This is a genomic window from Aeoliella fuhlenseeensis, from assembly GCF_052161615.1.
Lineage (GTDB): Bacteria > Planctomycetota > Planctomycetia > Pirellulales > Lacipirellulaceae > Aeoliella.
In genome coordinates, this window is sequence record NZ_CP197417.1 from 5,079,166 (window position 1) to 5,092,354 (window position 13,189).

10 protein-coding genes are annotated in these 13,189 nt (G+C 60.8%); 4 read left to right on the forward strand and 6 right to left on the reverse strand.

The annotated features are described in order from the left end of the window. Positions 1-36 precede the first annotated feature (36 nt). The 4 genes from SH292x_RS19890 to SH292x_RS19905 all read left to right on the forward strand — a co-directional run bounded on the left by SH292x_RS19890 (position 37) and on the right by SH292x_RS19905 (position 8,199). Complete coding sequence (locus SH292x_RS19890; protein WP_442482772.1) at positions 37-924, forward strand: hypothetical protein; 888 nt, start codon at positions 37-39, stop codon at positions 922-924. Between the two features lie 319 nt (positions 925-1,243). Then, on the forward strand, positions 1,244-3,112 hold the full coding sequence (locus tag SH292x_RS19895) for a 2-oxoacid:acceptor oxidoreductase subunit alpha (protein ID WP_442482773.1): 1,869 nt from the start codon (positions 1,244-1,246) through the stop codon (positions 3,110-3,112). Between the two features lie 51 nt (positions 3,113-3,163). Continuing rightward, positions 3,164-4,186 (forward strand): 2-oxoacid:ferredoxin oxidoreductase subunit beta, encoded by a 1,023-nt coding sequence (locus SH292x_RS19900; RefSeq protein ID WP_442482774.1) that lies wholly within the window; start codon positions 3,164-3,166, stop codon positions 4,184-4,186. Between the two features lie 773 nt (positions 4,187-4,959). Continuing rightward, the gene (locus SH292x_RS19905) at positions 4,960-8,199 is read left to right on the forward strand and encodes a WD40 repeat domain-containing protein (RefSeq protein WP_442482775.1); all 3,240 of its coding nucleotides are present in this window, start codon (positions 4,960-4,962) and stop codon (positions 8,197-8,199) included. Positions 8,200-8,337: 138 nt separating this feature from the next. Here SH292x_RS19905 and SH292x_RS19910 read toward each other — a convergent pair whose 3' ends face one another. From SH292x_RS19910 to SH292x_RS19935, 6 genes are all read right to left on the reverse strand, one after another. After that, positions 8,338-9,177 (reverse strand): MBL fold metallo-hydrolase, encoded by an 840-nt coding sequence (locus SH292x_RS19910; RefSeq protein ID WP_442482776.1) that lies wholly within the window; start codon positions 9,175-9,177, stop codon positions 8,338-8,340. Between the two features lie 161 nt (positions 9,178-9,338). Continuing rightward, positions 9,339-10,118 (reverse strand): segregation and condensation protein A, encoded by a 780-nt coding sequence (locus SH292x_RS19915; protein ID WP_442482777.1) that lies wholly within the window; start codon positions 10,116-10,118, stop codon positions 9,339-9,341. A 282-nt stretch (positions 10,119-10,400) separates the two neighbouring features. Continuing rightward, positions 10,401-10,757: a hypothetical protein gene (locus SH292x_RS19920; RefSeq protein ID WP_442482778.1), complete on the reverse strand. Its 357-nt coding sequence runs from the start codon at positions 10,755-10,757 to the stop codon at positions 10,401-10,403. 293 nt (positions 10,758-11,050) lie between these two features. Then, positions 11,051-11,446 (reverse strand): hypothetical protein, encoded by a 396-nt coding sequence (locus tag SH292x_RS19925; RefSeq protein ID WP_442482779.1) that lies wholly within the window; start codon positions 11,444-11,446, stop codon positions 11,051-11,053. Between the two features lie 389 nt (positions 11,447-11,835). Continuing rightward, positions 11,836-12,408, reverse strand: a complete 573-nt coding sequence (locus SH292x_RS19930) for a hypothetical protein (protein ID WP_442482780.1) — start codon at positions 12,406-12,408, stop codon at positions 11,836-11,838. A gap of 485 nt (positions 12,409-12,893) precedes the next feature. After that, positions 12,894-13,187 carry a hypothetical protein gene (locus tag SH292x_RS19935; RefSeq protein ID WP_442482781.1) on the reverse strand — a complete coding sequence of 98 codons (294 nt, stop codon included), beginning with the start codon at positions 13,185-13,187 and terminating at the stop codon, positions 12,894-12,896. Between the last annotated feature and the right edge of the window lie 2 nt (positions 13,188-13,189).

Below are 13,189 nucleotides of genomic sequence, written 5' to 3' on the forward strand. Positions count from 1 at the left end.
CAAGGCCGATGTACCACTCCTACGGACTTCCCTGCTATGACGCAAACCTCAGAAATGCCGAACGAAGTGGCTCCTTTGGGGCAAGAGGAGTACATCGAGCAGGCTCATTTTTTCCAGGCCCTGGGCGAGCGGATCGCCTCGAACGTCCCCGCGCAGGACGTGCTGGCCGCCGTGCGCGAAGAGGCCCTCGCCACCACCAAGCTCCCGATGGCCATCGACTTCATGCTCTCCGAACTCCGGCACTTGGGGGCGTTTCATACGGCGATGGACAAGCTGCAACACTACTTCACGGCTTTCCAGAGCTTCATCGTCGGCGAGGCCGAGCGCGAGCGGGGGAAGTTTGACCTTCGAGTGGGCTTGGCCGTGCTGGCTCAGGAAGCGCTCTATCGCGCCGGCCGGTTCAACAACACCGTGCCGACGCGTCAAGGGTTGTTCCTTTACCAGTTCGAAGTGCTCTGTCGCAATCGCCTGGGGTACGACGCGGGGCTCGCCGCGGTTGCCGCCGATCCAGCGTACGACGCAGCGTGGCGACACTGGATCCTCACCATCCGTCGGCAGGTGGGCATGGTCGACATCGCCGACTTGCTGTACGTCCAAAGTGCTCACGCCGCCGAGCGTGCGGCAAGGTCGGGACAACCCATCAATTCCGAGGCCCAGCCACTGTTCGGCGACCGCGAGGGACGCATCGCCCTAGCCAACCGCCGCAAAGACCCGCTCTACCTGTTTGCTTCGCTCCACCGGCAGCTGGGGTATCCCGAAGTCCCCCGGCCAACTTTGCGCGATCCGAAAGAAGACCTGCTGCCCCAGATGGCCCGGCGGCTCGAGCAACTGGAGAAGCGGATGTCGCTGATGGAGGAAGAACAGCGGGGAGGCATCGATCTTACGAAACTCTACGAACCCCCGCCCGAGCTGCGTGGTCAGTAATGCATACCGCGTGAGAATCAACCGTGTGAGCCAGGGCGCAGCGCGCCCCCGGAATGTCCGAAGTGGCGATAGCTTACCTTCGGGCAAAGTTTCCGGGGTCGAGGACGACCCGGCTCACCACACGCGTTCCCACCTTGCTTGCATCCCACCCCACCTACCAAATCGCTACATCCTCGCCAGGAAGTGCGGTTTAACCCCTCGCGCTGGCGCGGTACACTCCACGTTTGCCTCGCAGCTTTCCCGGCCGAACAATTCCCCAAGCGAGTCCAGGCGAAATCGGCTTGTGCTCGCCAGTCTCTGACAGGCATTCTCTCCCACCATGGCGTCCGTCACCGAAAAACCGTTCACCGAAAAACCCATCCAACAACTCGAAGAGGCAACGGTTCGATTCTGCGGCGACTCGGGCGATGGCATGCAGCTCGCCGGCACGCAGTTCACCACCACCTCGGCACTCGCCGGCAACGACGTTGCCACCTTCCCTGACTTCCCCGCCGAGATCCGCGCTCCGCGTGGCACGAAGGCCGGCGTCAGCGGGTTTCAGATTCATTTCTCCAGCCACGACATCTACACCCCCGGCGACACCGTCGACGCGCTCGTGGTGATGAACCCCGCGGCTCTGGTCACCAACCTGGGCGACCTCCGCGATGGTGGCATCCTGATTTGCAACGAAGGCGCATTCGATAAGAAGGGCCTCGAACAAGCCGGCTACATTTCGAACCCGCTCGAGGACGGCTCGCTGGAGAAGAGCTACAAGCTGCACAAAGTCGACATGACCAAGCTCACGCGGCTTAGCGTCGACGGGCTCGGGTTGAGCCAGAAGGAAGCCGATCGCTGCCGCAACTTCTTCGCGATGGGCCTAGTGTTCTGGTTATACGACCGTTCGCTCGAACCAACGCTCCGGTTCATCGACGACAAGTTCGGCAAGAAGCCCGAGGTCGCCGAGGCCAATCGCCGCGCACTCTCCGCCGGGTACAACTATGGCGAAACCGTCGAGGCGATCAACACCCAGTACCAGGTCGGCAAAGCCACGCTCAAGCCGGGCAAGTACCATAACATCATGGGCAACACGGCCCTCGCATGGGGGCTGATCACCGCCGCGAAACTGAGCGGCCGGCGGTTGTTCCTCGGGGCCTATCCGATTACGCCCGCCTCGGACATTCTGCACGAACTCGCCAAACACAAGAACTTCGACGTACTGACGTTCCAAGCCGAGGACGAAATCGCGGCGGTCACGGCCGCCATCGGTGCGTCGTTCGCTGGCGAGATGGCGGTCACCGCGAGCAGCGGTCCGGGTATCGCCCTCAAGGGCGAAGCACTTGGCCTCGCCGTGATGACCGAGCTACCGCTGATCGTGATCAACGTCCAGCGCGGCGGGCCTTCGACCGGCCTGCCGACCAAGACCGAGCAAGCCGACTTGTTCCAAGCGATGTACGGCCGCAACGGTGAATGCCCGATGCCAATCGTGGCGGCCGCCGGCCCCGCCGACTGCTTCGACGCGATCCAAGAAGCGTGGCGAATCGCGGTCGAGCACATGCTGCCTGTGTTCTTCCTCACGGACGGTTACATCGCGAATGGTTCGGAGCCTTGGCGCATCCCCGACGTGGCGAGCTTGAAGCCCACGAAGGTCACCTACGCCGAGCCCATGACAAATGGCGAACCGTTCCTGCCGTACCAGCGCGACGAGAAACTCGCCCGCCCTTGGGCGCGTCCCGGCACACCCACTTTGATGCACCGCGTTGGTGGACTCGAAAAGCAAGACATCACCGGCAACGTCAGCTACGACGCCGCTAACCACCAGCACATGGTCGACCTGCGGGCAAAGAAGGTCGCCCTGATCGCCGACGACATTCCGCTTCAGAAAGTCGATGGCCCTGAGAGTGGCGACCTATTGGTCGTGAGCTGGGGTGGACCCTATGGGTCGTGCGCCACCGCCGTGCACGCCGCGCAGACCGCGGGGCACTCGGTCGCGCATTGTCACCTGCGTTACCTCAATCCGTTCCCCAAGAACCTCGAGCAAATCCTTCGCAGCTACAAGCGCGTGCTCGTCGCCGAACTCAACACGGGCCAGCTGCGCAGCATCCTTCGCGACAAATTCCTGGTCGACTGCCAAGGCCTCAACAAGGTCCAAGGCAAACCGTTCCGCGTCGGCGAGATCCTCGAACGGATTCACGAAGAGCTGGCCAAGTAAAAAGATCAACGTCGTTCCTTTGCGTCGTTCAACCTACCCGAGACAACTTCCATGTCCGTCGAATCGCTTCCCGTTCTCACCCCCAACGACTTTGCTAGCGACCAGGACGTTCGTTGGTGCCCCGGTTGTGGTGACTACGCCATTCTCGCGCAGATGAAAAAGGTGCTGCCCACGCTTGGCGTTGCCCGCGAGAACACCGTGTTCATCTCGGGCATCGGCTGCAGCAGCCGGTTTCCGTACTACATGAACACCTACGGCATGCACTCGATCCACGGCCGCGCGACCGCCGTAGCGACGGGCCTGAAGAGCGTCCGGCCCGACCTCAGCGTGTGGGTCATCACGGGCGATGGCGATGGATTCTCGATCGGCGGCAATCACCTGATGCACTGCATCCGCCGCAACCTCGACATCAACATCGTCCTGTTCAATAACCGCATCTATGGCCTCACCAAGGGTCAGTACTCGCCCACGTCGCTGTTAGGCGCGAAGACCAAGAGCACGCCGATGGGGGCGATCGACAATCCGCTCACGCCGCTGTCGATTGTCATCGGTTCCGAAGGGACGTTCGTCGCGCGGACCATCGACACCAACCTCAAGCACATGGGCATGGTGCTCGAACGGGCCGCCGCCCACTCGGGTACTTCGTTCGTCGAGGTCTACCAGAACTGCAACGTGTTCAACGACGGCGCGTGGGACTACGCCAAGGACCGCGACACCAAGGAAGAGACCACGCTGGAGCTCGAACATGGCAAGCCGATGATCTTTGGCAAGAACCGCGACAAGGGCATCCGCCTGAACGGCATGGAGCCCGAGGTCGTCGAACTGGGCAAAGGCATCACCGAGGATGATCTCTTGTTTCACGACGAGCGCGACCCCGAGCCCAGCCTTGCGTACCTCTTAACGCGCATGCGCCGCCAGAACGGCTTCCCCGAACCGATCGGTGTCTTCCGCGCCGTCGACGCCCCACGCTACGATGAACTGATCAACGACCAGGTTGAGCTAGCCCGCGCCGAGCGCGGCCCCGGCGACCTGGAGCAGCTCTACAACTCGGGCGAAACCTGGGTGGTGGAGTAAGGGAGAGCGAGCAAGCATGCAACGCGAAATAGCCCATGGCGGAAGCCTTGGGTTTGTCGCTCCCGAATCCACCTCCGCCCCCAAGTAATTGCTCGCTACGCCCGGAGAGCTTAAACTCCCACCTGCGTCATCACGATATCCGTGCGCATGTGGGGGCGAATGATGGGCGACACCGCGAAACGACGTGCAGGCTATCTCCGGCCAAAGGGAAGTCTTGAGAACAAGCTCGACTTCGCAGCTTGGAGTCTTCTGATTGTCAACCTGTTGCTGGCGCTCCTGGCATTGCTGGTGGGAGCGTTTTGGCATTCCATCTCATTGGCAGTGACCGCCGTACTCTCGTGGCTATTGTTCCGAAGCCTGGCCGAGATTATCCGTTTGCTCAAAGTACAAGCCGGGCTTCACTACGGTGGCAAGATCAGCGGCATTCGGGCCCGAGTCTCCTGGGTATGCTCCGAATGCGGTACGATTCTAGACAATCGCCACCGGTGTCCGCGGTGCGGAAGGATGATTGTGGGGACGGAAGAAGAAGTCGCTCACGTCTGACGAGTGGTGTGAAATCTAACGGATAGGGGGGAACTGCCACGGCATAACTATCTCGGGAGTTTCATGGTTCTAGCCGCGGAGTCTCCAAACACCCTCCTAGATTCACCCCACCCCGCCACCCCCACGGCAACTTCTCGCCCATCACGCCCTTGTCAGGGATAGGCCCCGCCGCGCACCTTGCCTATCATGGGACTTGGCGGCGATTGGGTCTTGTCGGTGAGAGGTTTATCATGCTTTTCTGGTGGTCGAAGCGTTCATCCATCGTGCTCGCGGGCAGCGTAGCGTTGTCCGTCGTTGTTGGCAGTGGTTGCAGCGATTCGTCGAGTTCGAAACAGCCTGCCGCCAAGCCCGCGATCGAGTGGGGCTCGCCCGCGATCGTCGACTCCCCGGCGGGAGGCTCGCAGCCGAACCCCGCTCATCCGTTCGTGACGCACAAGCGCAAGGCCGACTACGAGCCCGTCGCCGCGCTCGCCCCAACCGAAATGCGGATCGTAGCGGCCGACGAGGTCGGCAAGGTGCCTATTCGCAAGCTCGACACCGAAGGAGTCAAGGTCACCCAGGTGGCTTTTAGCCGCGACTCGCAGTTCGCTGTGACGACCGACGACCGAGGCAAGCTTTCGAAATGGATGCTGGCCGACGGTTCCAAGCCGGTGAGTGCGACCGTCGACTCCAAGGCTGTGATCGATCTAGGCATCTCGCCCGACAATCGCTTCGCCGTCACGACGCACGACGACGGGCGATTTCGCGTGTGGGATCTGACCACCGGCGACGAGATCGACAACTTTCGCATCGAAGGTTCCGAAATCCTCGCATGCCAGTTCACGCTCGACCCCACGTACGTACTGCTCGCCGTTCGCGACGTCTCGCTCGGCCGTCCGCGTGAAATGCAGCGGATCATGCCCATGATCTACGACCTTGTGAACGCAGAGGAGGTGAACCTCAATGGAACTCATTACAGCATGGGTCCGCTTGAGGATGGATCTCATTCTGTGCAGATCGAAATGGGGGGTGCCGCTGGCGAGTTCCTGCTGCGAGAGGGCCGCTGGGCCCGTTTCCCTCGAATTGGCCTGATGCCTGGCGGGAAAGGCAAAGAGTCGGTGGGCTATAGGTGGTCAGGAATGGAGTGTCCTGTGGTCAACCTCTCCCAAAAACTGTCTCCGACCGTCAGCGGCACGGGAATTGATATTGCCGCATCGACCACGGACATCTCCTTTACGGTCGTCGCCACGACGGACGGACACCTAATGTTCGTCGATCCACAGCTTCGGAGAATGGGCGAGATGCGTCGCCCGCTTGCCACTCCTTGCCGTGATATATGTTGGGTCACCGGCCTCCCGCTATTGGCAATTTACGACGGCGACACGGCCCTCTCCTTCTACGACATCGAACGGGGGCAGTTTACGCAGGAATTTCCTGCCACTCGCACCGACGTCGCCCTGGCGGCGATCAGCCCCAATGGCAAGATGGGAATCACAGCCTACGCCAATGGCGACCTGCATCTGATCACCGTTCCGCCGCCAACGGCTTCGAAGGAGATGCAATCGTACGAGTTCGAACGCGTTGTCGCGGAGACTTGGGATTCCGGAGACTTCGAAGCACTCGAAAAGATCGCCGCGAAGGTTCGTAAGTCGCGTTCCGCGAATCTCGATGGCTTTCCCAACTACTATCGCTTTTACCAACTTCTTCGCGCGACCGAGCAGCCTACGGAGCTCCAATGGAAGCGACACCTGAAGAAGCTTCAGGAATGGATGGATCAGCGTCCCGAATCGAGCTTCGCCAAGATCGCCTTTTGCGAGGCACTGGTGGCTTACGCGTGGCAGGCGCGTGGCACAGGCTACATTGGCACCGTCACCGAAGAGGGATACGTCGCATTCAAGGATCGATTGACGCAGGCCGCCGAAATACTGCTCGAAACCCAGGAGCTTACGGACGAAGACCCCGCGCTCTACGAACTGCAGATCCGCGTCGGGCAGGGCTTGGGGTTGCCGAAAGAAACCCTGCGGCTGTCGTTCGAAGCGGGGAAAGGTATCGATTCGGAGTACATGCCGCTGTACTCGTCGCTTTCGATCTGCCTGCTTCCCCGCTGGTTCGGGGAGCCGGGCGAACTTGCCGAGTTCATGGAAGAGCAAGCCACGATTGCCGGTCCCGAGCGGGGGCCAGAAATCTACGCCTGGACTTTTAATCAACTCAAGTGCTTCCTCGACGAGGCCCACCTCGCCGGCTGCGGGTTCGACTACGATCGAGTGAACGAAGGTGCCGAGGCTCTTTGCAAGAAGTATCCTCAGAACTCCATGTACGCGAGCCTCGCCGCCTGGACCGCGGTGCGAACTCGAGATCGCGATCGAGCGGCCAAACGGCTGCCTGCCGTGGGTGGCCAGACGCACCAGCACTACTTCCGCGACCAGAACGAACTCGCCCGCCTGATGAACTGGGCCAACAAGTCATCTGACAGCGAGCGGCTCGAATGGGTGACGCTGGCCGACGAGTGGACAACGCTTGACGTCGCCTTCTCACCCGATGGAGCGATGGTCGCGACCGGCGGAAGCGACGCTGGCGCGCAACTGCGTTTGTGGGACGCCAAAACGGGGAAGCTGCTCCACGAACTACCAGCCAACTATTCGATTCGATCGCTCGATTTCCATCCCACCGAGCCAAAGCTAGTGACTGGTGGAGGGCGTGATGGCGAGAGCGAACTCCTCGTCTGGACGTTGTCCGACGAAGAAGTCGACCTCAATGAACTCGAAGCTCCCCCTGGCAGCGTGCGGACCGTCAGGTTCTCGCCCGATGGCAAGCGACTGGCCGCCGGCACCGATGAAGGTGAGCTTTGGATCTGGCAGAAGAAGGCGGCCAAAGCCGGCGTCGTGAAAGTCGAGTTCCCAGGTCCGGTCCGCGCATTCGACTTTTTGGGAGACTCGGGACGGATCGCCGTGGTGGGTGAAAAGAACGTGGCACTCGTCGATGCCGAATCGGGCGAGGTCGCGTCGATTTCACCACTGAAACCGATGAAGGAAGGCATCAGCATCGCGACGACGGCCGATCGCGTTTACACCGGCGGACAGATGCTGGGGGTTCAGTCACGCGACCCTGCGACGATGGACGATGCCAGCAAGGTAATCGCCCCTCGCTGGCCGGCGATTGAACAGAACCACGCCTTCGACGCCCGATACGCGCAAGGTACCTGGTACGTCACGTGGAGCCTTGATGTATCACCCGACGGCAAGACACTGGCCTTCGCTACCCAGGATCGTCACTACCAACTGCCTGCCGTCAAAGGTCACCGCATCGCCCTGGTGGACATCGCCACGGGCCGGCAATACGCGCCACTGCTGATGGGCCACTGCATGCCGATCGAAGGCCTCCGCTTCTCCCCGGACGGCAAACGCCTAGCCAGCGTCAGCCGCGACGCCACGGTGAGGGTGTGGAATGTAGAGAACCTGGAGCTTGAACCGGAAACGCCCGCCAAGAAGTGAGCCGGATAACGTGTCCGAGACTCGAACCATCAGTCCATGGTGGGAGCCTTGGGTTTTGTAGCGTTTCTATGTTCAGAACGAAATCCACACGCAATGAACCCACGGCTCCCGTCATGGGCTAGCACTTCTTCGCACGCTCTACAACCACAAGTGCAACCGCCCCCCCAGCATGTCCGGGATCGCCTTGGTGACCGTCTTCACCACCGAGTTGTCGTGGTAGCGGGTGCTTAGGTGGCTGGCGATGATCAGTTCGTTCTTGAACCGGTCGCGCCGCTCCACGATATCATCCAGGTGGATGTGACCGAACTTGTGGATCTTCTCTTTGCGGTGGCTCTTGGCAACGAACGTTAGCTCGCAGATCAATATCTTCGCCTCGTACATCACGGGATTGTCGTCGAGGCCCGGCGGCGAGCTATCGCCCAAGTATGCGAGGATCGGATCGCGCTGTTCTTCGGTGACTTCGGTGCCGGCCATGCGCAGATCGCGGATCTGGTGCCCTTCGAGTCCTTGGTACTCGGGCTTCAGCTTGTTCTTGCGTTGCCAGACGACAAATCCCATCGACGGCACCGTGTGCGTGGTTGCCACCGTAGTTACCACGTGTTCGCGCGAAAGCTCGATCTCCATCCCCGGCGTGATCGGCACCAAGTTCACCGGCATGCGGCCACGATCGAGTCGCGTGAAGCCCTTAAGGATCGTCTCGACCGGTCCCACCGCCACCTCGGGCAGGTAGATCGTCGGCGGCGACATCTTCATCATCCGCCGTCGCGCGACGTATACGGGGAGTGCCGCGATGTGGTCGAGGTGCCCGTGCGAGATGAACCACTTTTCGGTTCCCATGAAGCTCCACGGCTGGGCACCCAAGTCGAATCCCAGCCCCAACTCCGGAATTCGCCAGTAGGTCTGCACCGCCGCGCGCGAGTACCCCTCGATCGTGAGACCGTTGTGGACCATCGTTTTCAGCGGGGCGTTTTCGACCATCGACAACCTGGTGGAGCGGGATCCTGAAGTGCCCCTACCCTACCCGATCGAGCCCCCATCGTCAGCGCCCTGCGCGTTCCAAGAAAGGCGAGCCGGAAGCGCCCCTTTATCGAGAATCAGCGCCCGGAGAAAGTGGATCGCGAGTTCAAAACTCCGGTCGCTTACGCTCCCGGCTCGCCGGGCTCGATCGTGCTGCTCACCACCACGTGGTCGGGGAGCAACTCGGGGCCGGGCTCGATGAGGATGTCGCCGTAGCGGTCGCTTTGGTGCGCGAGGGCGTAGCGGTATCGCACCAGTTCCAAGAGCGCGAGGAACATGCCGACCAGCGTCGACTTGTGCACCGCCGTCGGGAACAGGTCGAAGAACGCCACGCTCCCTTCAGTTCGCACCCGCTGATCGATCTCTCGCATGTAGACGTGGATCGGCGTGTCGTCGTACTGAATCGTAGTGCTCTCGGGCTTCGCCAGTTTGTCGCGGAGTACGCGGCCGAACGCGCTGACCAAGTCCCAGAGTTCGACGCCGGCGATCTCGGGCAGTTCCTCTTTCGCCGCGCGCGGGGGCAGGTCGACCGCCGCCCGCGGGAAACGCTCCTGCCACTCCCGGCCACGCTCTTCGAGCATCTGCGCAGCATCGCGGTATTTCTTGAACTCCAGCAAACGCTCGACCAGCTCCTGCCGCGGGTCTTCGACCTCGTCGGGCTCGGCGACCACTTGCTGGGGGAGCACCATCTGCGACTTGATCTCGATCAGCGAGCTGGCCAGGTCGAGAAAGTCTCCCACCGCGTCGACATCGAGTTGCTCGATCACCGACACGTGCTGCAAGAACTGATCGGTGATCTTGGCAACCGGGATGTTATGCAGGTCCACCTCGTGCTTGCGCACCAGGTACAACAGCAGGTCGAGTGGCCCGCTGAACGTATCGAGTTGGACACGAAACTGCATGCTACGGTCTGGTCCCCTCTCCCCCACGGCGTTCGCGCGTACGCTGCCAACCTAAGGGAAACAGCGACGCGAACGTCGTGGGGGAGAGGGTTAGGGTGAGGGGGCAAGTTTGCTAGCAAGCGACACTACGGCCACTTGCATGCCGACTATCCCAAACCTAAGCCCGCCCGTCGAGCCGAATCAGTCGAGCCGAATCACGCCTCCATCAACGCACAACGCCCCGCTGCAAGCCGAGGCTCGCAGCGGGGCGTCATGTGTAACGATCTCGGCTCTAAGCAATGCTTAGGTCGACGAGGGCTCGGCGGGAACTTCAGCAGCCGGAGCAGCTTCGCTTTCCTCGGCCGCGGGGGGCTCGGGAACGGCGGGGTTGTCCGAAGGCGAAGCCTCAGTCGGCTCGACAACGATACCTTCCTCAGCGGGCACAACGGTGCTGCCGCTGCAACCGCAGTCGCTCACAGGAGCGCCGCAGCCGCAATCGCTGACCTCTTCGCAGCAAGGAGCGGGCTCGCAGCAAGCAGGCTTGCAGCAGCGGTCACGCTTGAAGCGCTTGAAACAACCGCGGGCGTCGGCGTCGCTCGCCATGCCCAGGCCCATGGCAACCACAGCAGCCATCAAGCAAACACGTACCAATGAATTCATCGCATCATCTCCCTTTTCGGTCTTCCCCGTGATGGTTCTTTTCGTGCCCCGCGATGGTTACGACGCTTGTCGGCCTCGCGGCAAACCGTGTGGTTCGTCCCTAGCACTCAGCGTGACTTACCTAACCGCCACGCCCTCACTAAACTACGCCACTCCCCGCCAGGAGTCAATTATCGCCCCTACAACCACTACAGACGAAAAAAGCCTGGTAGCAGGGGCTACCAGGCTTTGTGAACTGCATAAAGTCCCTGCGGCAAGCTAAACGCCCGCCGCCGGACATTTGGGGGGTCAAATTAGCAACCGCAGGCGGGTTCGCAAACCGGCTCGCAAGCGGGCTCGCAGCACGACGACTTGCGATCACGCAGACGGCTCAGCAGGCCACAACGCTTCTTCTTGGGGCAGCAAGGAGCGGCCTCTTCGCAGCAGGTGGGCTCAGCTTCGCAGCAAGGAGCGGCTTCCACGCAAGGAGCGGCCTCAACACAGGGGGCAGCCTCGACGCAAGGAGCAGCTTCTTCGCAGGGGCAGGCGGGCTCGGCTTCGCAGCAAACGGGCTCGCAGCAAGCGGCCTTCTTGCCACAACCACGGTGCTTGCCACCAAACAGCTTGGCGCTAGCAACGTCCGAAGCAGCCAGGGCGAAAACAGCCACGGCCACCATCACACAAACACGCAACAGGTTGGTCGACTTCATCTTTTTCTCCTTTGAGAAAACCATATTACCAACGGCGGGAAACGTTCGGTTGCTTCTCCTCCGTCCGCCGACACTGGTCGACGGTCACAACCGAATGAACCGAACACGCGTCGGTTCGAATGGAACAAAAACAGCGCGAATAACATCACGCTGAAAAACGCAGAAAACGTAGGTGGGGTTGGATTTAACGATTAAGGGGAACGGGGCGGTTTAGCCAACTAAGTCGAAAAGCCTAGCAGCCCCCGCCGGCCTGTCCAAGGGGGTGCCGCGGTTTGAGCGGCAACCTCCGGATTCCCGCCATCTACCCAAACAAACAACCTCGCACCCGCCAGTTGGCGAATGCGAGGTTGTAAGTTGTTTCGAGTTGCGAACTTATCGCTAGCACGCGACTAGCGCTGCTGCGGAACATCGGGGCTCTGGGCAGTTTGCGGAACTTGGCCACCTGCGGGGTTCGCCACCGTGTTTGCAGGGTTGGTGGTGGGGGGCGAGAGCTCTTGCTCGTAGTTCTGGACCACCGGCTCCATTCCGTTGCCCGGATCGATGATCACGCCCGCCAGTCGCCAGTCAGCGCCAATGTTCTTCATCACGCAGCAACCGTGGAACTCCTGCTGCTCGCCTTCGATTTGAAACTGCATGGCGAACTCCACGGCCGCTTCGTTCTCCTCGGTCACCAAGAATCGAGTCATGATGAACTTGGGCGACTCGACGTTCAGCGGCGCGATGGTCATGCCCTGCTTGTTGAGCTGCTCGACCGCCACCGGCGTCAGCAAGCCCGTAGCCTTGGACAGGTCGCCAGCGGCGCTTGCCTGGAGAAACTGCATCGCCGTCGCCGCAGCCGGGTGCATTGGCTTGGCAGCCGAGGTCGAGCCACTGGCCGGCGCGGCGGGAGTAGTAGGTTCGGTCTTGCCACAACCAACAGCCGTGACGAGTGCCAACGTGCAAACAGCAATTGAACGACGCATCGTGCGTGCTCCTCAAGTCTCAAGATTTGTGCGGGTCGAAAACCACGCCGGACGGAGTGCCCCCACACAGCACTCCGCCAAGCGGGCGGCGGAGTGTGTCAGACGGCCCGAAGGGCGTCAAGAGAAATGCGGCACTGTAATCGCCGAGTGCTAGCAGTTGGTACTCGTCATCCTGACGAGTAGTACCTGTCATCCTGAGGGAGCCTTAGCGACCGAAGGATCTCGCCCCTCGACAGATCGCTACACTTCTTTATCTCACGCAGAGACGCAGAGACGCGGAGGAAAGGAGAAGGAAGGAACACTAATCCACGCTAATCGGCACTAATAGCCATTAGCGAAGATTAGCGCATATTAGTGTTCCAAAACCTTCTTCGCGTCTGTTTGTCTGGGCATGCGATAACTTTCTTGGGGAAATTCCTGACCTTGAAAATTGGATAGTCTACCTTTCAGATTTCAAGGTAGCGAATCTTGCCAACACTACTTCGTCACCCTTTCGACCGTATCCCCAACACCAACAACACCAATCCACTCAGTGCGAAAGGTACCGCAAAATAGGAGTACGTCAGCGAATGAGCGATTGCAGACGCTAAGTCCTCTGGTTTGGGCGAACCAGCAGCGTTCGAAATCACATGAAATGCGTAATGCATGCTGACAACCGTGGCGAGCAAGCAAACGCCAGCGAGTACAAGGCAGGCGATTGCGGTAATGACCATCCACCGCTTGTACCACACCACGACGGCTTTGGAGTTCTCCTGTGGGGATTGATAAGGATTCGTCATTG

Coding starts and splice junctions, on each gene's coding strand:
- SH292x_RS19890 (WP_442482772.1), top strand. CDS start 37: ATGACGCAAACCTCAGAAATGCCGAACGAAGTGGCTCCTTTGGGGCAA.
- SH292x_RS19915 (WP_442482777.1), bottom strand. CDS start 10,118: ATGCAGTTTCGTGTCCAACTCGATACGTTCAGCGGGCCACTCGACCTG.
- SH292x_RS19930 (WP_442482780.1), bottom strand. CDS start 12,408: ATGCGTCGTTCAATTGCTGTTTGCACGTTGGCACTCGTCACGGCTGTT.
- SH292x_RS19935 (WP_442482781.1), bottom strand. CDS start 13,187: ATGACGAATCCTTATCAATCCCCACAGGAGAACTCCAAAGCCGTCGTG.
- SH292x_RS19900 (WP_442482774.1), top strand. CDS start 3,164: ATGTCCGTCGAATCGCTTCCCGTTCTCACCCCCAACGACTTTGCTAGC.
- SH292x_RS19910 (WP_442482776.1), bottom strand. CDS start 9,177: ATGGTCGAAAACGCCCCGCTGAAAACGATGGTCCACAACGGTCTCACG.
- SH292x_RS19920 (WP_442482778.1), bottom strand. CDS start 10,757: ATGAATTCATTGGTACGTGTTTGCTTGATGGCTGCTGTGGTTGCCATG.
- SH292x_RS19895 (WP_442482773.1), top strand. CDS start 1,244: ATGGCGTCCGTCACCGAAAAACCGTTCACCGAAAAACCCATCCAACAA.
- SH292x_RS19905 (WP_442482775.1), top strand. CDS start 4,960: ATGCTTTTCTGGTGGTCGAAGCGTTCATCCATCGTGCTCGCGGGCAGC.
- SH292x_RS19925 (WP_442482779.1), bottom strand. CDS start 11,446: ATGAAGTCGACCAACCTGTTGCGTGTTTGTGTGATGGTGGCCGTGGCT.